Here is a 22780-nt window from a genome sequence, read left to right as displayed (position 1 = left end):
TTACTTTTGACCATAATCTCACCAGCGATCCTAAATTCAGCCACTTCATGCATATTCGAGGTACTCTGATTGCCATCGGCGGAAATGAAGATAAAGGAAGTCGTAACAAACCGCTCCATTTTCACGATACCATTCACAGCTTTATAAACTCCGGGATTCTGTACCGAATCGTTGCTGAAATCAACAATACAAAAGCTTTTCTGGAAGTAGTCACAACGGCGTCGAGCATTCCCGAAACTGTGGCTCAGCGCTATACACGCGCCTTTAAAAAACTTGGCCATACTAACGTCCGGTTTATGCACATAATCTCTCCTGAAGATGCCGATCAGCCCGAGATTCTGGAACGTATCAGAACGTGTGGCGGGATTCTGTTTTCGGGTGGCGATCAACTGAAATTAACGGATGCCTTAAGCAATACGGCCTTTGCCCGGCTCCTGCACGAACGCTACGTCCACGAACATTTTGTAATTGCCGGTACCAGCGCCGGAGCCATGGTGATGTCGGATCTGATGATCTACCCGCGTACGCCCGTAAACGACGTACAACCTCATGTCGATTTACTGCCGGGCTTGGCCCTGGTTCATGAAGCCATCATCGATACGCATTTTCTGGTGCGAGGCCGCTTTCGTCGGCTGGCTTTTGCCGTAGCCAATAACCCCACGCACATCGGCATTGGCCTGGAAGAAGATACGGGGATTATTATCCGGAAAGGCAACAAACTCGAAGCCATTGGGTCAGGGCTGGTTACGCTCATCGATGGCCGGAGTCTGAAAGAGTCGAACCATACGGTAGCGCATGTCGAGCATGATATTTTCATTGAAAATCTGCTAGTTCATGTACTCAGCCACGGCAACAATTTCACCCTTCGTAATAAGAAAATCTCCTGATCTTACCCGAAAATTGCTACGTCGCCCGCGCCGGGCTGGTTACGCCATGCCCGGTACATGCCTTCGGAATTAAAGGGCAGTTCAACATTCCCGGCCCGGTCAACGGCAATCAGGCCACCTTCGCCACCGATCGATTTGAGTTTATCCCGCACGACGTAATCGCAGGCTTCTTTCAGCGAAAGCCCTTTGTAGCTCATCAGGCACGAAATGTCGTAGGCCACGACAGCCCGGATAAAAAATTCACCGTAGCCGGTACACGAAACGGCGCACGTCTGGTTGTTTGCGTACGTACCGGCTCCGATAATGGGGGTGTCGCCCACGCGGCCGTACATTTTGTTGGTCAACCCACCCGTTGAGGTGGCCGCAGCCAGATTGCCAGCCTGGTCGAGGGCTACGGCGCCTACGGTCCCTTTTCCGGTATTGGTACGGCTATGATCGAGCCACACTTTATTGGCCTGCTGCGCTTCTTTGAGCTGATGGTAGCGGAAGTCGGTGTAGAAATAATCGTCCGGTTCAACGGGGATGTTGTGCAGTTGGGCAAACTCTTCGGCACCACGTCCCATTAACAACACATTTTCCGATTGCTCCATCACCAGTCGAGCCAGCGAAACCGGATTCCGTATGTTGCTGATTCCGGCCACTGCCCCCGCCTTCAATGTGTGACCGCACATGATCGACGCATCCATTTCGTGCTTGCCAGCTGCCGAAAACACCGACCCTTTGCCCGCGTTGAATAACTCGTTCTCTTCCAGACTCCGGACGGCCTGCTCCACGGCATCCAATGCCGGGCCTCCATTCGCCAGAACAGCATGGCCAGTTACTAAAGCCTGCTCCAGCGCCTGCCGGTACGTCTTCTCCTGTTCAGGCGTAATATCCGACCGCGTGATGGTTCCGCTTCCTCCATGAATGGCAATCGTAAACATAGGGCAACTGATGAGTTGGGCAGTTGGCTCAATAACTCACCAGCTGCCCAACTGGTTTATCGGGCTGCCTGATCGGTGGCTGCTTTCCGGGGGAGTTTCTGATCCCGCATGGCGGCATTATAAACAAAGCTGGCAACGACCGTAGCTGCCTGTTTCAGGTCATCCGGCTGCAGGTGATCGTAGGTATCCATGTTGGTGTGGTGCGTACGGGTGCCGTACTCAATCGGGTCCTGAATAAACTGAAAGCCCGGTAACCCCACCCGGTCGAAAGAAAGGTGGTCGGTACCGCCTGTATTTCTTGGCGTTACGGCTATCGCACCAAGGTCGTTGAAGGGTTTCAGCCACTGCGAAAAAATGGGTCCGACCGCCTGATTTCCCTGCAAATAAACCCCTCGGATTTTTCCCGTTCCGTTATCGACATTGAAATAAGCCGCAATATTATCGCCCTCTTTAGTCAATTTGTTGGTAGCCGGATCAACGAGATGGTTGTTGACGTAATTTTTTGAGCCGTGTAAGCCCTGTTCCTCACCACTCCAGAGCGCTAGGCGAATGGTACGTCGGGGTTTCACGCCAATCGTTTTCAGAATGCGGATTGCTTCCATCATGACCGCGCTACCCGCAGCATTATCGGTGGCACCCGTAGCCGCGTGCCAGGAGTCGAAGTGAGCACCCAGCATTACGACTTCCTCTTTCAGTTTGGGATCGGTACCGGGTATTTCGGCCAGTACGTTATAGCCTTTGGTATCGTCCGTAAAAAACTTCGTTTTCACATCGATTTCCAGCTTAACGGGTACGCCCGCTTTCATCAATCGACAAAGAGTCAGGTAGTCCTCTACGGCAATCGAGAGATCAGCCAGATCATCGGGCGTAGCACCTATAGCGGCATTCGCGTAATCGCCACTAACAAACAACGTACCATCTATGCTATTCTGCGTAGTGTTGAGCATGCCAAGCGCCCCTTCCTGTTTGGCCAGTTTCCGCATTTTCTGATTAAACGCATTTTGGGTGCGCATGGCCAGAATCCGGCTGCGATACGTAGTGTCGGGGCCAGACCGTTGGGCAGGCGGGGCTTCATTCGCCATTTTCTGCAAGGCTTCGTCGGTATAACGGCTGGCATCGGCTCTAAAGGTTGGCGTAATCGTGTAGGCCTGATCGAGCAGAATTACTTTATTCTTCAGTTTGCTGCGATAGCTTTCCAGAGCGGTCGTGTCGGTGGAACTGATGTACAAAATGTCGGCTGCCTGCAACTTGTTCGTACTGCCGCTCCAGGCTCTGGGTATCGCAATAATCGTTTTGTAATAAGGGACAGTCATGGCCAGGTAACAATGCTCCACGGCCCAGCCTTTGCCCCATTCGCCCCAGGGTTCCAGCCGGGCGTTCTGTAAGCCCCAGCCCGTCAGCTTCGTTTTTGCCCAGTTGGCGGCTTTCATAAAACCGGGTCCCTGCAAGCGTGGGCCGTTTACATCGGTCAGATAAAAAGCCGTTTCCATGACCTGAGAGCGTTGCAGGCCTTCCTCGCGGATTTTCTGGATTATGGGCATATCCAGCTTCTCATCCTGCCCAAAGCTGATGAGCGTACTGCCAAGTAGCAGACTGGTAAACAGAAGTTTGTTGCGCATGTGAATAAATAAATTGAGTAGTAGCCCGAAGATAACCGATTTCTTGAAACGCTATTGACTGACAAACCGTATCCTGATCGGATGACAATTAATTCATGGCTTTATACCACACTGGTTTGTCGGTGAAAGCTGCCGGAAGATTTAAGAAGGCAGAAAAGCTGCAAAGGGGCACATGCGATAAGCGAAAGGTGGTAACTTAGCGGCTTTTCCGGCCTTTGTCCGCATGAACACAACTGAAAATCCCTGGCAGACGCTCAACTCGTCTGTAAAGTACGAAAATCCCTGGCTTGCTATCCGGCACGAAGACGTAGTGACCCCTGCTGGAACACCGGGTATATATGGTGTCGTAAGTTTTAAGAACAAAGCTGTAGGTGTGATTCCGATCGACGCTGAAGGCAATACGTATCTGGTTGGCCAATATCGGTACCCGCTAAACGAATACTCGTGGGAAATTCCCGAAGGCGGTTCTCCACTGGGTACCGACCCGCTCGAATCGGCCCGTCGGGAACTGAAAGAAGAAACGGGTCTGGAAGCGCAGACGTGGACGAAAATAGCCCGGATTCATACGTCAAATTCGGCCACCGACGAAGAAGGGTTTCTATATATCGCCGAAGATCTGGTGCAGGGTGACCACGCCCCTGAAGAAACCGAAGATCTGCGCATCTGGAAACTTCCCCTGGCCGAAGCGGTCGAGATGGCGATGACCAGTCGCATCACCGACTCGCTTAGTGTCAGTGGCCTGCTAATCGTAGCGCGGCTACGGGGAATTTAAACACAGTTTACGGTATTCGGTTTATGATTGACAGGTGACTGACGATTGAACGAATGAATAATCTATCCTCAGTACACTTTTCGTTAAATACCGTAAACTTATAATCAAAACTCCATTACCTGTGTTCTTACCCATTCTTTTTGGTTTTTTACTGGGCGCAGCGCTTTGCCTAACGTTTGGAACCGTGTTTTTTGCGCTAATTCAGAATAGCGTCGACAACGGCTTTTGGTCGGGAATGAAAATTGTTTTCGGCGTCATTACGGGCGATATCCTGTTCGTTGCCGCTGCCTTGCTCGGTACGTCGTTTATCCCGAAAGTACAGGGTTTTGAGAATATTATGGCGGCCGTGGGAGTGCTCTTTCTGGTGGCTATGGGGTTAGTAAACATCCTCAAGGGAACGCCCCGCTTAGCTTACCCTAAAACCAGTTTTGGCAACTTTGTGTATTATTTTACGACGGGTTTTTTTCTGAATGCGCTCAACCCCGTCAATTTCGTAGCCTGGGTAGCCATTGTGGCTTATATTCGTTCGCATCTGCATTACTCTGATGCTCAGCAATATGGCTTTATGATTGCCGCTTTAGTAGGAGTGTTTGCCACCGAATCGGCACTGGCCTATTATGCCAATCGACTTAAACGACTCTTCACCCCGCGGGTGGTACTTATCTTTAACCGGGTAACGGGTGTTGTTTTCCTGATTGGGGCGGCAAACATTGCCTACACGCGCTTACTGGAACCGCTCTCTAGGGCGATGAACTGGTAGAAAAAAAGAAAATCCACCAGTCCACAACTACCTGTTCCGTTAAAAAATCAAATGATAAAACCAGCGTATAGTGAAGAATAAAAACGCAAGAGAGATCAATAATATTAGGGTCCAGGGGCCTAATAAAAATGATTTTTTCTTAATGTCCATGACTAGCTAGATCGTTACAGTGAGTGATATAGCAAAGTAAACATTAAAAAATATAATTTGTATCATATCTGAGTAGTTATCACTAAATTTTAATTCAGATTTGACTATTATTAAAGAAAGATTATTTTAAATATAATAAAGAGCCAATAGAAAACATTCGTTGTGTATTAAATTGCTTTATTCGTTACATTCAGGAAGCTCTCCCATTCTGTAATTAGTTTTTTCTTCAGTACACGGGGAAACTTGTGTTGGCCGCCCATTTTTCCTTTCGAGTCCATCCAGTCGTAAAACGTTTTCGCAGGCAGCACCGTAACCGAAATGTCTTTTAGCGCGTGCCGTCGCTCAACCGCGTAGTCATCGTTCAGTTCTTTGAGCTTAGCGTCGATTCGATCCCGTAAGTCGGTAGCATCCACCGGGTCATCGGTGCCGATGTACCAGTGGTGCGCAAACAACGTACCGTGGGTAACCCCTGCCACCGTAAACTCGCGAATGGAAATGCCTAACTCCTGCGAAACCAGCTCAATCGCCTTGTTCATGTTATCGACGGAAAGGTGTTCGCCACAAAGACTCAGGAAGTGCTTCGTCCGGCCGGTAATGACGATTTCAGCCCGTTTTTTATCCACAAACCGAACCGTGTCGCCAATCAGATAGCGCCAGGCACCGGAGCAGGTCGAAAGAAGCAGGGCATATTCTTTTCCTTCCTCAACGTCGTCGATCATCAGCGTTTGCGGGTTCTCGGTCAGTTCACCATCGGAAGAAAAATTCTGCTCATTGAAAGGGATGAACTCAAAAAACAGCCCATTATTCAGCACCAGCTGCATCCCTTCAGCATTGGGGTGGGTCTGGTAAGCGATGAAGCCCTCGGAAGCCAGGTAAGTTTCTATGTACGTTATGGGGTGAGCGAGAAGCTTCTCAAAACCAGCGCGATACGGCTCAAACGATACGCCCCCGTGGCAAAATACCATGAGGTTAGGCCATACATCGTGAATGGTTTTGACCTGGTAACGAGCAATGATTTTTTCCATCAGCAACTGAATCCAGGCCGGTACGCCCACTACGTAGCCGATGTCCCAGTTTCCGGCCTGTTCCGTAATTTCATCCAGCTTTAGTGCCCAGTCGCGCTCCTGCGCAATTTCCCGGCCGGGTTTATAAAATCGCTGAAACCAGAACGGAATCTGGCTGGCCGTAATGCCACTCAAATCACCTTCGTAATGGCCTTCACGGGCGTTCAGGTTAGTGCTGCCGCCGAGCATGAGGTAGCCTTTTTCGTACAGCGTAGCGGGCAGGTTCTGGTATTTACCCAGGGTCAGTATCTGCCGGATACTGGTCCGCTGAATCGCCTTCGACATGGCTTTCGTTACCGGGATGTATTTTGTTGCGGCTTCCGACGTACCCGAACTGAGCGCAAAATATTTTACCCGTCCGGGCCAGGTTACGTTTTTTTTGCCAGCCAGCGTTTGCTTCCACCAGCCATCAAACATCTGGTTGTAATCGTGGATGGGAACCGTTTGCTTGTATAGTTCGTAGAACTCGCGGCTGTTGTTGAATTGAGCCGAATGAAGCAACTTATGAAACTGATACGTAGTACCGAAGCTGGTGAACTGGGCTTTCTGAACGAGCTTACGAAACACTTTTCGCTGTTGACGATAGGGGTTAAACTTTCGTAAACGAACGGCATTGGTAAGCCGGATACCATTCTTGAGCATGCTACCTAAAAGAGCCATAAAAGAATGTTGAATTAGGATTGATGAGTGACGAATGGTGACCAGCACAATCATTTATCATTCACCACTCATCATGTATAATTACAATTGCCAGTTTTTCAATTCATCCATCATGCCATACGCTGTTAAATCGTACTGACAGGGCACTACAGACGTGTAGTTATTGGCCAGAGCGTATTCATCGGTGTCTTCAGCGTGTGGATCGAAATTTACAAAATCACCAGCCAGCCAGAAATACCGTCGGCCATGCGGATCACGTCGCTCGTCGAAGACTTCCTGCCACTTGGCGTTAGCCTGTCGACAGATGCGAATGCCTTTCAGCGGTTCGGCGGCACGTGCCGGGAAGTTGACATTTAAGGCCGTCCCGCGCTTCATGCCGCGTTCTATTACATTACGTGCAATTGCCAGAATATGTTCGTGGGTGTGTGAGAAATCGGCCTGCCGGGTGAAATCGTTCAACGAAAAGCCAATCGCCGGAATTCCCTCGATGGCGGCTTCAATAGCCGCCGACATAGTGCCCGAATACAAAATACTGATGGATGAATTACTGCCGTGATTGATTCCACTGACCACCAAATCCGGAGCGCGATCTTTCAGTACGTGATGTTTGGCCAGCTTCACGCAGTCAGCGGGGGTGCCCGAACATTCATACGCTGGAACATCGCCATAGATGTCGGACGGATAGAGCCGAATCGGGTTGGCAATCGTAATGGCATGACCCATACCCGACTGTGGGCTGTTGGGGGCCACCACTACCACCGAGCCAAGTTGTTTCATTAGTTCTACGAGCGTCCGAATGCCGTAGGCCGTAATACCATCGTCATTCGTTACCAGAATCAGGGGCTTGTCAGACATAAAAAATCAAGAATCGTCAGTTGATAGCCGTTTGTCGCCCGTTACGGCAGACCATCGGCAATTCAGTGCAATACTACATAAATCAACCCGAAGGTAAGGCCGAAAATTTTAGCGAATGCTACGTTAAAAATGTCGATTATGACGTTGAATGCCGTGAATAGTCCGTAATTCGCTGCTCATAACCCGTAGCCCTGTATGCTTTCTTCCCGGCATCTGATCTTTATGGAAGTGGCTCGTTTGCTGAGCTTTACCAAAGCCAGTCAAACGTTGTTTCTTAGCCAGTCGGCGATCAGCAAACACATAAAATCGCTTGAATATTTTTACAAAACAGGGCTGTTTGAACGGCACGGGACCAGTATCAGTTTAACCCCGGCCGGGCATACGCTGTATAATAAGCTACTGGAAGCCGGGCAGTTGCAGGACGAACTGCACCAGGAGCTTCAGCAGATCAATGAGGATTTTCTTCCACCCACCCATCTGGCCCTTGGCGCCAGTACAACCATTAGCTTATACGTATTGCCCCCGGTGCTTTCGGCTTATTTGCAGCGGTATCCACATATTCAGATCAGCGTACTAAACCGAAACTCAAACAACATCCAGAACGCCCTACTGACCCACGATATCGACGTGGGTATTGTGGAAGGGTTTTCGAGGATCAATACGCTGGCCTATACGCCGTTTATGGCCGACGACGTACTGGCTGTCTGTTCGGCAAAAAGTCCGTTACGTAACCGAACCATAACGATTGCGGATCTGCCTGCTATTCCTCTGGCCCTGCGAGAAAATGGCTCGGGAACGCTGGCCGTAGTTGAAAATGAGTTACATAAAAAAGGAATCGCCCTGTCTTCGCTACGTATCCTGATTCGTTTGGGCGGTACTGAAGCGCTGAAAAATTTCGTACTCGCCGATACCTGTCTGGCCTTTTTACCGAAGCGCTCCATCCTGAAAGAACTCGCAAATGGTGAGTTGGTTGAAGTGCCTATTCGTGAGCTGACCCTTCAGCGAAACTTTTATTTTATCCAGCGGAAAGGCACCGAAAACAACCGGCTCATCAGTGCATTCATTCAGTTTACGAAACAGTATTATTCCAAACGGGAATAACTCATACCAAAATGGCATTTGCTTCGTGTGTTGCGAACCGGGACTTTTCGGAAAAATACAACCATGAACATAGCCATCACTTCATCCCTGTTAGGCGATCTGCATTGTTCGCAATGTGGCTCGGCCCATGATCCGTTTGTTCGCCAGACGCTATCGATTTGCTGTCAGGCTCCGCTACTTTGTCGGTACGTCATTGAGGAAGGCAGCTTTCTGAAATCCGACCTGTTGACACAGCCAAAATCAATGTGGCGCTACGAAGCTTTATTGCCCGTTATCCAGCCCGAAAATCAGGTTAGTCTGGGTGAAGGATTTACCCCAATAGTATCGCTTAAACGGTTGGGCGGCCAGTACGGTCTGCACCAGCTGAGCCTGAAAGACGAAGGGCTGAATCCTACGGGTTCCTTTAAGGCCAGAGGGTTGAGCATGGCTATATCGAAAGCCAGAGAAAACGGTGAGCGGGCCTGCATTATTCCAACCGCGGGAAATGCCGGGGTGGCGATGGCAGCCTACTGTGCCCGGGCTGGGCTGGAAGCGGTGGTGGTGATGCCGCGTCATACACCGGAAGCGTTTAAGGAAGAATGCATCGGCTACAACGCTCGCCTGATTCTGGTCGATGGGTTGATCAACGACTGTGCCGTTAAAGTGCAGGAAATGAATCAGCAGGGGACATATTTCGACGTATCGACGCTGAAGGAACCGTATCGGCTGGAGGGAAAAAAAACGATGGGTTTTGAAATTGCGGAGCAGCTGGGCTGGCAACTGCCCGATGTGATTGTGTATCCAACGGGTGGCGGAACGGGACTAATTGGTATCTGGAAAGCGCTGCACGAAATGAAAGTGTTGGGCTGGTTACCCAAACATCAGCGGCTTCCGCGCATGGTAGCTGTACAGGCCGAGCAATGTTCGCCCATCGTAGATACGTATCAGGGCAAACAAGTGAACAGCAAACAGTACGTTGGAAAACCCACGCTGGCCAATGGACTCGCCGTTCCGAGACCCGTAGGCGAACCATTGATAATGAACGTATTGCGGGAATCAAACGGTACGGCCATCGCCATTTCTGAAGAGGATATGCTGGCTGGTGTGAGCGAACTGTGTCGACACGAAGGGATTTTTGCCGCTCCGGAAGGTGGGGCTGTTTGGGCCGCTACCAAACAACTCGTGCAACAGGGCTGGCTTCAGCCCGACGAACACGTATTGCTGTTGAACACAGGCTCTGGACAGAAGTACCTGGATAATATAAAAGGGAAATGGCACCAATCGCCAACGCTCTGACTGATCAATCGGCTCGTTGTAAACCATCCGTTTAAACCTTTCCGGGAAAAACGGATGGTTTACAACGAGCCACGAAATTATTCAGCCTGGAGATTTACGGTGATTACCTGACCTTTACGGCTTTTAAAACCCTGACTTGGCGAATAACTCAGCGTTTGTTTGCCGTAATAGCCGGTTCCGTCGTAAATGCGTAGGTTTGGGTCCTGCTTGCAATCGTCGGTGCAGGTGCCACCGTGTTCGTCACCGCAGGTTTCACAAAGGGTAATGTGATTGTTGCAAACCGGGCTGGCGCAGTTGATCATGCGGCTGGTCGGGGTGCCGCACCGATAACAGGTCGATATGACGGCTGGATTGACGTGGTTGACAGGTACGGTTACTCGGTTGTCGAATACGTAGCATTCGCCGTCGAAGTCTTCCCCGCCGGCTTCTATACCGTATTTAATTATACCGCCGTGGAGTTGATACACATTATCGAAGCCTTGCGAAAGGAGGTAGGCAGACGCTTTTTCGCACTTGATGCCGCCCGTGCAATACGTAATGATTTTCTTGCCAGATCCTTTCAGGTGTTCAATTTCGGCAATGTGTTCGGGCAGCTCACGCAGGTTTTCCATATCGAACGTAATGGCTCCTTTGAACCGGCCCACTTCATGCTCATAATTGGAACGCATGTCTACCAGCACAACATCAGGGTCGTTTTTGAGTTGCCGAAATTCGTCGGGTTCAAGATGAATACCCGTTTGCCGGAGCGGATCAACCGGCAGGTCGGAATGCACGATTTCAGGTTTCACCCGCACGTGCAGTTTCTGGAACGTATGCCCATCGGATTCGTCGACCTTAAACTCGATACCAGCAAAACGGGGATCGGTGCGGAGTGCGTCCATATAAGCTTCGCAGTCGGCAGTCAGACCCGAAACGGTACCGTTCAGACCTTCTGGGGCAACAATAATACGTCCAGAGCAGATTCAGGCGAAGGCAGAGCAGATGGTGCTCTTCGCGGTACTGCTCCGGGTCCTCGATGGGGGAATATATGTAGTATAAAAGAACGCGGTATGGCTTCATCGGTAAAGAGTAAACGAGTTATAGAGCAAAAGAAAGCTGGCTGATGGCCTATGCTCGTTTGTACTTACAAAATTAAACCCATTTCATTAAAGTTCGTTATAATGCAGAAAAGGAGGTAACGCACGTACGTATTTTCTCGGGTCTTCCTTCTCCGTTTCGTCTCTTCCTTATTCATTATGCATATCGCGATTACGGGAAATATTGGAGCCGGTAAGACTACCCTGGCCGAACTGCTGGCCGCTCATTACGGTTGGGAAGTACTCTATGAAGCTGTTGAAGGAAATCCCTATCTGGCTGATTTCTACGACGATATGCCGCGCTGGTCGTTCAATCTGCAAATTTATTTTCTGAATAGCCGGTTCGCTCAGATGAAACGTATCGTGGAGAGTCAGCAGGTGAATCGGGAAAAAACCGGCCAGGTGCAGACTATGGTTCAGGACCGGACGATCTACGAAGATGCCGCCATCTTTGCGCGCAACCTGTATCAGAGTGGCGACATGGCGGAGCGCGATTATCTGACCTATCAGAATCTATTTACCAACATGATGAGCCTGGTTCGGCCACCCGATCTGATGATTTACCTACGGGCCGATCTGGCAAAACTCCGCGGGCAGATTCGGAAGCGGGGACGATTGTTCGAACAGTCAATCAGCGACGACTATCTGAACAGCCTGAACCGTCTTTATGAAGATTTTGTGACAACGTATCAACTGGGACCGTTACTAATTCTGGATGTGAATAAACTGGATTATGCCAACCGGGCCGACGATTTTGAGGAGGTGGTGCGACAGGTAAACCAGCAATTGATGGTTGTGGGAAATTGATTAAAAGGCAGATCGTTGATATTATAGTTATATTGTTGTAAGACAGATTGTTACCTATTAATAAAGGCCAGCTCTTCAATTTGATTTCTGCTAAGAAACAGGATATATTTACCCGAGATTTTGGTGTAAACGCCGGGCTTTATCGGTACTTTAAACTAGTCCTGATTGTGGCTCTATACTGTCGGATTAAACCCGTAAACGCTGGCGTTTCACATCATCAGTAAGGATAACCTGTTCTAAGCTTTCCGCACCAGATCGTTTTATGTACCGACGTTTTACCCAGCGTGTACACTCGTTGTATGGGTACATTGCCCATTTTTACGCCTGGAACTCCACTTCTATAAGGCTTGCTATTGCACTTATAACCACTTTGATATACGCAAGGTCTGCCAGCGCTCAGCTTAAAATTACGTTTCCTGTCAGTCGTATGGTTATTCAGCGTAACAATAGCAACCAGGCTACTGTACAAATTGCCGGGAGCTATAGTCTGGCCCTGGATTCTGTTGAAGCGCGTGTCGTTGCCCGCGTAGCCGGACAGGGTACGACAACGAACTGGACCACCATACAGAACAACCCCACAAATGGACAATTTAAGGGTACTCTGATTGTAAACGGAGGCTGGTATACCATTCAGGTGCGCGGGCGAAGCGGTGGTGTTATCATAGCGACCGACGAACTGGACCGTTTTGGGGTTGGCGAAGTGTTTGCCATTATGGGCCATTCCAACGCGCAGGGGTCTGCCTGTACCATCAACGGTACGGATCAATGTACTACCATTTCGGGCGCCAGTGACGATAGGGTTAATGTTGTTGCAGTCGACCAGAGCAGTGCTACGTTTCAGCCGTATTTGACAACGGGTGATACGAGGTATTTGCCTGGTCTGGTATTCAGCCAGTTGACAACAACCAGCGGTATGGCGCCATTTGCTAAAGTACCCTGGTTGTGGGGGCACATGGGGGATGTGCTAGTGGCTCGAATCAACGTACCAGTGCTGCTGTATAATGCCGGTTTTGGCGGTACAAACATGCAGCAGACCTATTGGGCCGCCTACGACATACCCTTTCAGCATTCCTTTGTCCGGTATACTATACGAATGCCTTTTGCCAATATACGGAATCTGATGAACCTTTACGTTCCGACTACCGGATTGCGGGCAGTACTGGTTCAACACGGAGAAAATGATCGCGACAATCCAACCGACTCAACCTATAAATATTACCGAAAGGTCATTGAGAAAATACGGACCGAGTTTAACAAACCGAACCTGGCGCACATTATCGCGCTATCATCGTACGTTGGTGGGCAATTTCAGAACGTGCGTTCGGCGCAGACCAACGTGATCAGTTCGACGCCTTACACGTATCTGGGACCTGATCTGGACACCGATAGAGATCGGCCGGATGGTATCCACTTTTCGCCGACGGGTCAGGTGAAAGCGGGGGGATTATGGGCCAATGCCATTACCGATGCCTATTTGTCAAGCATTACGCCCTATCAGGCTCAGGAGCAGCCTTTGGCCAGCATTATCTGCGCTGGTAACAATCAACTCATGCTTAGTCAGCCAGAAGGCATGCAACCAATTTGGAATACAGGGAGCACCGCAACTTATGTAACTGTGGGAGCCGGTACGTATTCTGCTAGAATCAAGGATGCACAAAATAAAGTTTTGTTTCCACCAGCTATTGTAGTTCCGGCGTCGGTCCAGCCCGATCCACCGACCATTAGCAGTCTCAGCGGCACACTGAGTATATGCCAGAACGGCGGTCTTACCCTTATTTCTTCGTATGCCGGACCGAATACCTGGAATACGGGCGGCAATGCTCCAGCCATTCTTGCAATGGAGCCTGGTATCTATAGCGTTGAGGCCAAAAACGCGGTTTATGGCTGCCTGTCTGCTCCTGTTAGTCAAACGATTGGCCTGGCAACTGTAGATTTGAGTTTGTTCATTCAGGCCAGCCGTCGGGTAGCTGCGCTAAACGATACGGTGAGTTACAGACTTATTGTGAAAAACAACAGTGGGTGTGATGCCAGAATGATCACTCTTGAGAATCGTTTACCACCAAACGTAACAATCGAATCAACTAGTGGCGAGTTAAGCGTGTTGAATGCGGACGATAATGGTAATACGTTGATTTCTGGCCAGATTCCCCAGATTCTGGCTCACCAATCTGTAACGTCGAATTATGTAGCCCGTCTCACCGCCGACGGCATGTATATCAGTGCCGCTGAGTTAGTCACCACGGCGAATCCGCTGCTAAGGGGAACGCCGGGGAACGGAACCGGAAATGGGGAAGCGGATGAGGCTCGGACAGATCTGAGAACATTGACATCTTCCAGCGCCTTGTTTCAATCGCCCAATCCGCTTCAAAAGCCATTGCCTGAGATTATTTCGAATCAGCCGTTGCCGGAGGCAGATAAGGTTGACCTTAGCTTACGCATTCAATCCAATAAGCGGGTTGTGAAAGTAGGAAGTATCGTATCGTTTACGTTGACCGTTACCAACGGAGGGGCATTAACCGCAACGAATGTAGGGATTACAACTATACTGCCTTCAGGTTTGCAGTTTAATAACTCGTCGGCAATGCTTGGAAACGGCAGTCTGGTGAACGCCGTAATCGCTCAGATTCAGACTGGCCAGGTCATCAATCTGGAGTTCACTGCCCGGGTGACGGCCCCAGGTGCACTTATTAGTCAGGCACAAATCGATGCCTGTGATCAGATTGACGCCGATTCTACGCCGGGCAATGGCTATTTGAATGGAGAAGATGACCGGGCCAGTTTTGACCTGAGAGCGATACTGTAAAGTTTTGTTAGCGATTGATAAGGACGTATACTATGAGAAAGGCACTTATAATCCTGAGTTGGGTACTTTTAACTTCCTGTAGCAAGGCGCAGGATATACCAGACGTACCATCTGGGTACTTATATCCAGTCGATCAGGGTGTTCCGGGTAAAAAAACATATGTGTGCGGAGAGCGGCCTTTCGATACGAAGGGGAACCTGATTGCTTCCGGCGACCTGGCTGGTCAGACAAAACAGGTGTTTGAAAATATTAAATCGTCCTTATCAACGGTTAGTATGACACTTCAGGATATAATCCAGATAAAGTACTTGGTTAAAGGCACATCTGTTGAGGTGGGAGCCGATACCGTACACCTGTTGAACAATGTCGGCACAATGTATTTTACAGTACCTCCCCAGATCATCGATGTGAAAAGTGTCCCTAAAATTGTGCGCGACGAGGTGTTAATTGAAATCGAAGTCATTGCCGCGAAATAGTAAGCGATACAGCGGAGAAAACAGTCTCAACCGGGGTCGGGTCACTTACCGTAAAGCCTTAATAAAACCAATAATCTCCTGTATATCAAGGATGAAATCGATCGGTGCATTTGAAATTGCCTGCTGCGGCATAAAGCCAACCAGCGCTGTATCGGGTCGCTGAACGATTGTGGTACCCCCCGCTTTTTTAATGGCTTTCAGGCCATTGGTGCCGTCTGAATTGGCGCCCGACAGCAGAATGCCAGTCAGAGTAGGGCCATACACATCGGCCGCCGATTCGAACGTTACGTCGATAGACGGGCGGCTGTAGTTTACTTTTTCGGAATCGTCCAGCGAAAAAGTGCCATCCTGCTCAATCAATACGTGGTAATCGGCTGGCGCGAGGTATATATTGCCCTTTACAACAGCGTCTTTATCGTCAATTTCCCGGAGAGAAATAGTAGTTTTTATAGAAAACAGGTCGGCCAGTGACGAATCGGTTGTGTTTTTCCGGTGTAAAACAATGATCAGGGCAAACGATAAAGGCGCCTGCAACGTCGGCAGTAGCTTCATCAGTACGTCGATGCTACCGGTGGAGCCGCCAATCAATACAACGTTGATGGGCTTATTTAAGCGATCTTCCGCCATATCTTTTCTCCTTCGAGCTGTTTAAATTTAGGCTGAATGGTCGAAAATTTCAAGGTCTCCTTGGCGCCCAGAGCCAGGTAGCTGAGCGGTCCCAGGCTTTCGTCAAACAGCGTCAGCACCCGTTCCTGAAGTGCTTTGTCGAAGTAAATCAGTACGTTACGGCACAAGATCAGGTCGAATTCATTGAAAGAGCGATCCGATACCAGATTATGCGTCGAGAACACCATTTTCTCGGCCAGCTCTTCGTTGAATTTTACGTATCCGTACTGAGCTGTGTAATAGCCCGAAAAATCGCGCAGCCCCCCGGAGAGAATATAATTTTCGGAATACTGCTTCATGGGAGTCAGCGCGAAAATTCCTTTACGGGCCACTTCCAGCACTTCGGGGTTCAGATCCGTTGCGTACAGCAGAGACTTATGCAGTAGATTAGCTTCTTTGAGCAGGATCGCCATTGAAAATACCTCCTCGCCGGTGGAGCAGCCCGCGTGCCAGATGCGGATAAAGGGTTTGGCCGTCAGCGTACTCAGTACGTCCGTTCGCAGCGTTTTATAAAACTGAGGATCACGGAACATCTCCGTTACGTTCACGGTCAGTTCCTCAACAAAGCGTTTCAGATAGGTTGGCTCAGATTTAACCCGATAGCGTAATTCGGCAAAGCTCGGAAATTTATCCAGCGACCAGAGCCGGTTGATACGTCGTTTCAGTGATGCCCGGGCGTAATGGGTAAAGTCGTACCCGTAAATCTCCAGCAAGTCGTTTAATAAAAGGTCAAGTTCGCGCTCCTCAATCATAACACCCATTAAATCCGTGATAATAACTGTAGCAGCCGATCAACATCAATTGGCTTAGCGATATACTCAGTGGCCCCCGCCCGCAGGCATTTTTCGCGGTCGCCAACCATTGCCTGGGCCGTAACGGAAAAAACAGGCGTGTCTTTTCGGTTGTCTAAATTTTTGATACGTGGAATGGCCTCGTAGCCATCCATATCGGGCATCATCATGTCGATCAGAATCGCGTCGATCTCTTCGTCTGTTTTCAGCAGGTTCAGGGCTTCCTGCGCATTCAGACAGGACAAACAAGCGAACCCTTTACTCTGAAGTGTCGCTTTCAGGGCAAAAATGTTCCTTGAATCGTCATCAATAATCAACACTCGTTTCTTTTGCATGGTGTTGTGAGGAATTGCAGGTTTGGCGATTGGTTTAAAAAAAAAGTAGGATTGGGCCACAGAAAGCCACCATCAGACTTGGGTTTTGCTTGATTGAGTCAACCGTCTCTAGTAGGCGAAGTGTCGAAAAAGCTGTGCATCAAACACGATCCTATTCTGCCTCTTCCGGCACTATTAAAATCAGGGGGTACTGGAAAACGATGGCAGTTACGGGCAGTTAAAACCAAGCTTCTCATGAAAAAAATGCCTTTGCCACTCATTCCGCAAAGTAAGCCTTGTTTCGTTTCTTTTGAAAATCCGAAACGGAAACTTATACGATGAAACGGGCTAACTTATTCGCCGTGGGTAGAGCTAATGGCTATTTTTCTGCACCGTCGGCAGGCAGAAGGGATGTAATTTCTCCAGAATCAACGTAGCGTAAGGGCCTGTTCCAGAATGGCTGAATAACGAATTGGCGCTGAATTACTACTGGTTTAGATAAACCCGTGCTTAAGAAGGGGAACGAAGAACCGAAGAACGGTGAATTTGAGAATAACGTATTGATAATCAGTCGGACAGGGTGTTTATTTTGGGGCGCCGTTTGATAATTCGGTTTCCCCAGGGGAAATACCTGTAAGGATTTGACCTTGTTATTGCCCACTGCTCACTGTCCAGGCTAAAATGCAGGGTAGAGAATCGCCTGAAAAATCGGCTCAGCCATCCTGATTCAGGCTGGTGTTTGTGTTGCTCTTCAGGTTCCATGATCGAAAGGCCGTTTTATTCACCAAGATAAGCAAATCATTGGCATCTGGTTCTCGTCTGTAGGCTACGGTAACCGAAATTTCTTCATCCCGCCGATCTGCGCAGCCGGAACGTTGCAACCAATTTCCCGTCATTTTCGACCAAAAAACGGGTAAATCCAACAATTCATCGAAAAATGAAGGCGCTTGGGTACTATGGCTGTTAGATTTAATCATTGAATTCACAGATGTCAGACGAAGTACTCTTGATGAGTCTAAAAAACCTGCCGTAACTTCTTTATTGATATACCTACCGTAACTTTTTGCATCTAATCCACAGGCAACTGAAAGAGGTTGACACGTTCGTGTGAACTGCTTCAGTTGCCTGCCTATTTTTATTACGTTGCTATCAAATCCGGGCTGTCCCTTAGAAAACTATTTGGTCTGACGGGTGTTATTTCAGCAAACAACCTCATTTCATTACTACATTAAACAGCTATGAATAAGAAGCTAACCACGGTATTAGGCATTGCATTAGGCGCATCCTTAGTTGCTGGTTTTGGTATCTACAAATATTTCAGCAGCAAAGGGAAGAAAGCGAAATCTCAGGAAGGTGGTAGCCATGTAGGTAACGGGCTGACCGGTGGTTTTCTCGGAAAGGGACTTATTAAAAGTTATAATCTTACTGGTGGAGACAGCAGTATCTTTGGCAATGGAATTATTGCCGGTGGGCATGTAGGCAATGGCCTGGTCGGTGGCGGCTTATACAATGCGCTAAGTGGTCATGGTGTCGGTCATGCGTAGTGCTCATAAAAAGAAAGAAGTTTAAGTGGAATCATACTTGCTTAATTCATAGCCCCAAACCGGGGCTATTTTTGTGTTGGAGAGCCGTTGGTTGCGGTGTAGTAACGGGAGAAAAATGGTGATAAATGCTCAATTAATACATAAACCGGGAAGAAACAAGTTTGGTATCCGCCCATCTCCAGGCTTGGTCAAACTGGGATTTGGCCAGGTTCGCACCAACTGAATCCCCCTGTCCCTGGCGCGCTTTATAGAGTCCATACAAGGCCCAGCCATTACGTGGCAAAATGCGTAGATCTTCCTTGAAAACAAGCGTGGCCTCCTGCCAGCGTCTGGCTTCCAGCAACACCGCCCCAAGGTGATGACGTACCGGAAATAACCAGTCTGGGGGTTCATTGTAGTTTAGTTTATCTTCCAGTAATACAGCCTCCTGAAGTAGCGCAACACTTCGATTATAATTCTTCTCTTTAGCCGCTATTTCTCCTGCCAGCACACGGCGAGCTATCTGGACAAGGTTGTACATTGAGTTGATAGTCCAGACCGTTGCTGTCTTAAGCGAAGGGTTGCTGGCCAGTTTGACTAATTGAGTAAGTTCTCCTCTGCTGTTTTTTAGGTCATTTTTACCCAGATAAGCCATACCACGGGCGAAGTGGCGGACGGCGCGCGGATACGTAAGAGAGGAGTCCTCATCCTTCATCCGGAGGATGGCATTCCACTGACCAAACTTAATCGCTACGTAGTATGGTTGCGTATAGTAGTGCTGCAGTGTACTCCAGCCCGGCTCTTTCATCACCTTTCGGTCCGTTTCTCTGGCCATTTGTTGAGCCGCAGCGATCGCTACTGACTGATTGCCTTCCAGCGTGGCAGTAGCCACAATAAAATGGTTGTTGTGCGGGTAGTAGGAAAGTGGGTACGCGCCCTGCGCATGGATCGATTTCAGATAGTTCTGGTCAGCGCTGACAGCCCGCTGGTTGGCTACGGTGCCCTCGTGGTAGTTGCCCGTGCGGATATAAATATGCGAAGGCATGTGTTCCAAATGCCCCGCGCCGGGTACCCTTTTTTCCAGGAACCGGGCACTGGCTATACCCCGCTCCGGATGGCGGGAAGCCTCTACGGCATGGATATAAAAATGGTGTACACCCATATGCTTCGGCGATTGTTTAAGCATACGCTCCAGAGTGGATACAATTCCTGCTGTCCAGGGCTGGGGGTTTCCATCTTTCTGCCACAGGTCCCAGGGGTGAAGGTCCATAAGGGACTCAGCATAAAGCGCGCCAATATCAGCATCATTGGGAAATTGCCGGGCGACCTGTTTCATCGCTTTGGCATAGGCTACATCATACGGCTTACGGTCTGTTACGGGTTTGGCCGGGTATCGTTTTGCGAGCGCCTGAATGAGTACCCGCTCCTTGGGAGTAGCTTTTTCGGCCAGCCGCTGGGCTTTCTGAATGGCTTTATAAGCGCGGACGTAGTTATCGTCTTCCATTCCAGCATTATAATTTGGACCCAGTACGTAGCTGTAGCCCCAGTAACATAGCGCACAGGAAGAGTCGAGCCGGGTGGCCTCATAAAAAGAGCGGGCGGCTTCAGCATGGTTGAAGCCGTAGGCCAGCATCAATCCCTGGTCAAAATAGCGCTGGGCTTCACCACGATTTGTCGTGATCGGGTAATGTATACCTTCCAGACCATTTAGCAGGGGCGCTTTCTGTGAAGAAGCATACCAGGCTTTATCGGTTGTGGGTGCTCCGCAGACAGGTACCCTCTCGTTTGCCGTATTTGTCGTGGCCTGCAACGTATCGGTGGCCGTAGTTTCGGATCGCCGGGATTTGTTTTCGCAGGCCATCGATACGAAAACGACCAACTGTAGGGTTATTGCTAAGGCTTTCATAAAGAATGGGTTACGATACGTTGGGTGGTTATTATTGGGCGTTAAGGTACCGTTTATAAAGAATGAATCCGGAATGGGCTAAACCATTTTAGTAAACGGTTGAAAATCGGAAATCGACCCGTTTACCAGCCCGATCGTTGCAGCTGACCTTTGCTCGATTACTCACATCAATTCGGCCAGCTTTGCAGAGGCTAAATGGCTATGATCTCCTTGTGTGAAGCCGATTCCGGAATCCGAAATACCGCAAGTGCAGTTGGAACTGAGGCAGGAATCTCTACCTCAAAACCCACTCGGATTGTTCCTGGTTTGGGGGATCATATTCGTTTTGCGGCTCAATCGCTCAGGTTTTATCCGGATCGACCTTCGGTTGTGTGCCCTTTTCTTCTCTTTTCAGGAGCAGGATACGTGGGTTGTCCGAAGGGTTCGGCAAGCGATTGATCTGGTCGAGAGCAGCCATCAGACGCTCAAGCGTGAAAGCTCAATGTCCTGAAAGAGAAGCTGCGCCAATTCACGGCGTATTGACATCTGCGTTAACAAACGTTTAACGTTGGCTTTTTAGTGAAAATGTTCCATTTCCTGTAGCGGCCCAGGCTGTTGGAATGGATTTTTGCTGCATGACCCCGCTGCGCTGGTCTATCCGTAAAACCCGTTTAGCCCCTTGGAAAATCAACAGGCTAAAATACGGACCGCAGAATGGTTATAAGTAGGGGATGTGATCCTTTCTCCATTGCCGGGCTTGAGCTGGATCATATCGGTACAAATACAGCCGCAGAAGAAAAGGCCAACTCGTCGCTTTCACCATCCTTAATTACTATCTGAAAACTAAATCGCGAATCCTTATGAAATCGTTACTTTTTTTATGTTGCCTGCTTGTTGGGATCAATAGCCAGGCTCAACATCAACTCAAGAAAATCTGGGAGAGTGATTCGACGCTGGCTATCCCTGAATCGGTATTGCCCGACAAAGATGTGCTCTACGTATCGTTGATCGATGGATCACCCTGGGAAACCGACGGGCGGGGTGAGATTGCCAAGCTGGACAAGAACGGTAAGATTTTAAATCCGAGCTGGGTAAGCGGGCTGAATGCGCCAAAGGGTATGGGTATCTGGGGCGGAAAACTGTACGTAGCGGACGTTTCGGAGGTGGCCGTGATTACGTTGGCAACAGGAAAAGTGGAGTCTAAAATTCCCATAGACGGCGCTACCGGACTGAACGACATCACCACGGATGGGAAGGGAACAATCTATGTTTCCGATAGCAAAATGGGCAATGTCCATCAGATTAAAAACGGAACCGCAAGCCTCTTTCTGAGTAATCTGAAGGGCGTGAATGGCCTAAAATCGGTTGGGGACGACCTTTATATCCTGACGGCCAAGGAAGTGTATAAAGTAGGAGCCGATAAAAACCCGACTGTGGTTGGCAACATGGAGATGGGAGGAGATGGCATCGAACCCGTTGGAAAAGGAGATTTCATCCTCTCTACCTGGGGCGGAGTGGTGTATTATATGGACAAAAATGGTAAAATGGAAACCTTACTGGATACCCGTGCGCAGAAAAAAAATACGGCTGACATTGGCTACGATCCGGCTCAACGTATCCTATACATACCTACGTTTATGGCTAAGTCGGTAGCGGCCTATCGTCTTGACTAAGCCATAAGCTCGGTGTTTTCTAAATCCGTTTCAGCTAAGGCAAAAAAATGGGTACGGCCTAAAACCACTTTCGCACGAATAAGCGTCAACATGAAAAGGTTACTAATCACCGTTTTGCTGCTGAATGCCATCCTTTCGGCTACGTCCGCTCAGCAATCTGCTTCGACTCCTGCAGCTGCCCCTGCCATGCAGTTAACCTGTGCTGCTTTCTCCGATGGAGGAATCATACCCATCAAGTTTAGTCAGGCGGCTCCGGGTGTTGCGCCTGGGGAGGTACTTCGCCCGCATTGAACTGGACGAACGCACCGGATGGTACCCAGAGCTTTGTACTGCATATGCACGATGTCGATGTGGCCCGGAACAAAACTACAGATGATGTGCTGCACTGGATTGTCTGGAATATTCCGGCTACGGCTACCGGCTTGCCCGAAGCGGTGCCTGCGGGCGCTCAACTGGCCGATGGCAGCTATCAGATGAATATTCTGGCACCCGCCTATCGGGGCCCGGGTGCTCCGGCCAGCGGCCCTCTGCATCACTACGTATTTGAGCTATACGCCCTAGATACCAAACTTGATGTGAAGCCAACGGCTGAGGGGCCGGAAACGCGCCGAAACGTATTGAAAGCCATTGAAGGCCATATTTTGGGAAAGGCTGCTTATGTTGGCTTATTCAAACGGCCGCAATAAAAAAGACGTTGCCT

General features: G+C 49.3%; 21 protein-coding genes and 1 pseudogene. 12 read left to right on the top strand and 10 right to left on the bottom strand.

Annotated features, from left to right (window positions below; genetic code table 11):
* Positions 1–47: 47 nt before the first annotated feature.
* Positions 48–887 (top strand): cyanophycinase, encoded by an 840-nt coding sequence (locus tag LN737_RS20770; protein WP_405511733.1) that lies wholly within the window; start codon positions 48–50, stop codon positions 885–887.
* Between the two features lie 2 nt (positions 888–889).
* On the opposite strand, the gene LN737_RS20765 is transcribed toward LN737_RS20770, so the two are convergent.
* Together LN737_RS20765 and LN737_RS20760 are read right to left on the bottom strand one after the other, a co-directional pair.
* Positions 890–1810, bottom strand: coding sequence for an isoaspartyl peptidase/L-asparaginase family protein (locus tag LN737_RS20765; protein WP_405511732.1), 921 nt, complete (start codon positions 1808–1810; stop codon positions 890–892).
* A 56-nt stretch (positions 1811–1866) separates the two neighbouring features.
* Positions 1867–3429, bottom strand: a complete 1563-nt coding sequence (locus LN737_RS20760) for a M28 family metallopeptidase (protein WP_405511731.1) — start codon at positions 3427–3429, stop codon at positions 1867–1869.
* A 223-nt stretch (positions 3430–3652) separates the two neighbouring features.
* Between LN737_RS20760 and LN737_RS20755 the strand changes: the two genes are divergently transcribed.
* A complete protein-coding gene (locus LN737_RS20755) occupies positions 3653–4201 on the top strand; it encodes an NUDIX hydrolase (RefSeq protein WP_405511730.1) in 549 nt (182 codons plus the stop codon).
* Positions 4202–4322: 121 nt separating this feature from the next.
* Positions 4323–4961 carry a LysE family translocator gene (locus tag LN737_RS20750; RefSeq protein WP_405511729.1) on the top strand — a complete coding sequence of 213 codons (639 nt, stop codon included), beginning with the start codon at positions 4323–4325 and terminating at the stop codon, positions 4959–4961.
* A 317-nt stretch (positions 4962–5278) separates the two neighbouring features.
* Here LN737_RS20750 and LN737_RS20745 read toward each other — a convergent pair whose 3' ends face one another.
* Entirely contained in the window at positions 5279–6835 is a 1557-nt protein-coding gene (locus tag LN737_RS20745; RefSeq protein ID WP_405511728.1) for a GH3 auxin-responsive promoter family protein, read from the bottom strand.
* 81 nt (positions 6836–6916) lie between these two features.
* Positions 6917–7690, bottom strand: a complete 774-nt coding sequence (gene surE / locus LN737_RS20740) for a 5'/3'-nucleotidase SurE (protein WP_405511727.1) — start codon at positions 7688–7690, stop codon at positions 6917–6919.
* A 195-nt stretch (positions 7691–7885) separates the two neighbouring features.
* Between surE and LN737_RS20735 the strand changes: the two genes are divergently transcribed.
* Together LN737_RS20735 and LN737_RS20730 are read left to right on the top strand one after the other, a co-directional pair.
* A complete protein-coding gene (locus tag LN737_RS20735; protein WP_405511726.1) occupies positions 7886–8791 on the top strand; it encodes a LysR substrate-binding domain-containing protein in 906 nt (301 codons plus the stop codon).
* Between the two features lie 63 nt (positions 8792–8854).
* Positions 8855–10066, top strand: coding sequence for a threonine synthase (locus LN737_RS20730; protein ID WP_405511725.1), 1212 nt, complete (start codon positions 8855–8857; stop codon positions 10064–10066).
* Positions 10067–10143: 77 nt separating this feature from the next.
* On the opposite strand, the pseudogene LN737_RS20725 reads toward LN737_RS20730, so the two are convergent.
* Positions 10144–11125: pseudogene (locus LN737_RS20725) on the bottom strand (rhodanese-related sulfurtransferase).
* A gap of 176 nt (positions 11126–11301) precedes the next feature.
* Here LN737_RS20725 and LN737_RS20720 point away from each other — a divergent pair.
* From LN737_RS20720 to LN737_RS20710, 3 genes are all read left to right on the top strand, one after another.
* Entirely contained in the window at positions 11302–11949 is a 648-nt protein-coding gene (locus LN737_RS20720) for a deoxynucleoside kinase (RefSeq protein ID WP_405511724.1), read from the top strand.
* A gap of 370 nt (positions 11950–12319) precedes the next feature.
* Positions 12320–14752 (top strand): hypothetical protein, encoded by a 2433-nt coding sequence (locus LN737_RS20715; protein ID WP_405511723.1) that lies wholly within the window; start codon positions 12320–12322, stop codon positions 14750–14752.
* Between the two features lie 32 nt (positions 14753–14784).
* Complete coding sequence (locus LN737_RS20710; protein ID WP_405511722.1) at positions 14785–15228, top strand: Rid family hydrolase; 444 nt, start codon at positions 14785–14787, stop codon at positions 15226–15228.
* A gap of 45 nt (positions 15229–15273) precedes the next feature.
* Here the strand turns inward: LN737_RS20710 and LN737_RS20705 are convergent, their stop codons facing one another.
* The 4 genes from LN737_RS20705 to LN737_RS20690 form a co-directional block, all read right to left on the bottom strand.
* A complete protein-coding gene (locus LN737_RS20705) occupies positions 15274–15855 on the bottom strand; it encodes a chemotaxis protein CheB (RefSeq protein ID WP_405511721.1) in 582 nt (193 codons plus the stop codon).
* Complete coding sequence (locus LN737_RS20700; protein WP_405520478.1) at positions 15837–16646, bottom strand: protein-glutamate O-methyltransferase CheR; 810 nt, start codon at positions 16644–16646, stop codon at positions 15837–15839. The genes LN737_RS20705 and LN737_RS20700 overlap by 19 nt, the downstream gene beginning before the upstream one ends.
* A gap of 8 nt (positions 16647–16654) precedes the next feature.
* Positions 16655–17020 (bottom strand): response regulator, encoded by a 366-nt coding sequence (locus LN737_RS20695; RefSeq protein ID WP_405511720.1) that lies wholly within the window; start codon positions 17018–17020, stop codon positions 16655–16657.
* Between the two features lie 692 nt (positions 17021–17712).
* Complete coding sequence (locus LN737_RS20690) at positions 17713–17895, bottom strand: hypothetical protein (protein ID WP_405511719.1); 183 nt, start codon at positions 17893–17895, stop codon at positions 17713–17715.
* A gap of 342 nt (positions 17896–18237) precedes the next feature.
* On the opposite strand from LN737_RS20690, the gene LN737_RS20685 reads away from it, so the two are divergent.
* Positions 18238–18543, top strand: coding sequence for a hypothetical protein (locus tag LN737_RS20685; protein WP_405511718.1), 306 nt, complete (start codon positions 18238–18240; stop codon positions 18541–18543).
* 133 nt (positions 18544–18676) lie between these two features.
* Here the strand turns inward: LN737_RS20685 and LN737_RS20680 are convergent, their stop codons facing one another.
* Positions 18677–20428 carry a hypothetical protein gene (locus LN737_RS20680; RefSeq protein WP_405511717.1) on the bottom strand — a complete coding sequence of 584 codons (1752 nt, stop codon included), beginning with the start codon at positions 20426–20428 and terminating at the stop codon, positions 18677–18679.
* Between the two features lie 839 nt (positions 20429–21267).
* Here LN737_RS20680 and LN737_RS20675 point away from each other — a divergent pair.
* The 3 genes from LN737_RS20675 to LN737_RS20665 all read left to right on the top strand — a co-directional run bounded on the left by LN737_RS20675 (position 21268) and on the right by LN737_RS20665 (position 22766).
* Positions 21268–22080, top strand: a complete 813-nt coding sequence (locus LN737_RS20675) for an SMP-30/gluconolactonase/LRE family protein (protein ID WP_405511716.1) — start codon at positions 21268–21270, stop codon at positions 22078–22080.
* A 90-nt stretch (positions 22081–22170) separates the two neighbouring features.
* Positions 22171–22371 (top strand): hypothetical protein, encoded by a 201-nt coding sequence (locus LN737_RS20670; RefSeq protein WP_405511715.1) that lies wholly within the window; start codon positions 22171–22173, stop codon positions 22369–22371.
* Entirely contained in the window at positions 22368–22766 is a 399-nt protein-coding gene (locus LN737_RS20665) for a YbhB/YbcL family Raf kinase inhibitor-like protein (protein ID WP_405511714.1), read from the top strand. Before LN737_RS20670 ends, LN737_RS20665 begins: the two co-directional genes overlap by 4 nt.
* The last annotated feature ends 14 nt before the right edge of the window (positions 22767–22780 follow it).

Origin of the sequence: Spirosoma sp. KNUC1025, assembly GCF_045160025.1 — a bacterium.
Classification (GTDB): domain Bacteria; phylum Bacteroidota; class Bacteroidia; order Cytophagales; family Spirosomataceae; genus Spirosoma.
This window is presented reverse-complemented; position numbering and strand designations above follow the sequence as displayed.

Bases quoted from the DNA above. Each gene is read 5' to 3' on its own strand.
- LN737_RS20690 (WP_405511719.1), bottom strand. From the start codon at position 17,895: ATGACGGGAAATTGGTTGCAACGTTCCGGCTGCGCAGATCGGCGGGAT.
- surE (WP_405511727.1), bottom strand. From the start codon at position 7,690: ATGTCTGACAAGCCCCTGATTCTGGTAACGAATGACGATGGTATTACG.
- LN737_RS20755 (WP_405511730.1), top strand. From the start codon at position 3,653: ATGAACACAACTGAAAATCCCTGGCAGACGCTCAACTCGTCTGTAAAG.
- LN737_RS20680 (WP_405511717.1), bottom strand. From the start codon at position 20,428: ATGAAAGCCTTAGCAATAACCCTACAGTTGGTCGTTTTCGTATCGATG.
- LN737_RS20720 (WP_405511724.1), top strand. From the start codon at position 11,302: ATGCATATCGCGATTACGGGAAATATTGGAGCCGGTAAGACTACCCTG.
- LN737_RS20695 (WP_405511720.1), bottom strand. From the start codon at position 17,020: ATGCAAAAGAAACGAGTGTTGATTATTGATGACGATTCAAGGAACATT.
- LN737_RS20745 (WP_405511728.1), bottom strand. From the start codon at position 6,835: ATGGCTCTTTTAGGTAGCATGCTCAAGAATGGTATCCGGCTTACCAAT.
- LN737_RS20730 (WP_405511725.1), top strand. From the start codon at position 8,855: ATGAACATAGCCATCACTTCATCCCTGTTAGGCGATCTGCATTGTTCG.
- LN737_RS20685 (WP_405511718.1), top strand. From the start codon at position 18,238: ATGAATAAGAAGCTAACCACGGTATTAGGCATTGCATTAGGCGCATCC.
- LN737_RS20760 (WP_405511731.1), bottom strand. From the start codon at position 3,429: ATGCGCAACAAACTTCTGTTTACCAGTCTGCTACTTGGCAGTACGCTC.
- LN737_RS20670 (WP_405511715.1), top strand. From the start codon at position 22,171: ATGAAAAGGTTACTAATCACCGTTTTGCTGCTGAATGCCATCCTTTCG.
- LN737_RS20765 (WP_405511732.1), bottom strand. From the start codon at position 1,810: ATGTTTACGATTGCCATTCATGGAGGAAGCGGAACCATCACGCGGTCG.
- LN737_RS20675 (WP_405511716.1), top strand. From the start codon at position 21,268: ATGAAATCGTTACTTTTTTTATGTTGCCTGCTTGTTGGGATCAATAGC.
- LN737_RS20735 (WP_405511726.1), top strand. From the start codon at position 7,886: ATGCTTTCTTCCCGGCATCTGATCTTTATGGAAGTGGCTCGTTTGCTG.
- LN737_RS20710 (WP_405511722.1), top strand. From the start codon at position 14,785: ATGAGAAAGGCACTTATAATCCTGAGTTGGGTACTTTTAACTTCCTGT.
- LN737_RS20705 (WP_405511721.1), bottom strand. From the start codon at position 15,855: ATGGCGGAAGATCGCTTAAATAAGCCCATCAACGTTGTATTGATTGGC.
- LN737_RS20700 (WP_405520478.1), bottom strand. From the start codon at position 16,646: ATGATTGAGGAGCGCGAACTTGACCTTTTATTAAACGACTTGCTGGAG.
- LN737_RS20770 (WP_405511733.1), top strand. From the start codon at position 48: ATGCATATTCGAGGTACTCTGATTGCCATCGGCGGAAATGAAGATAAA.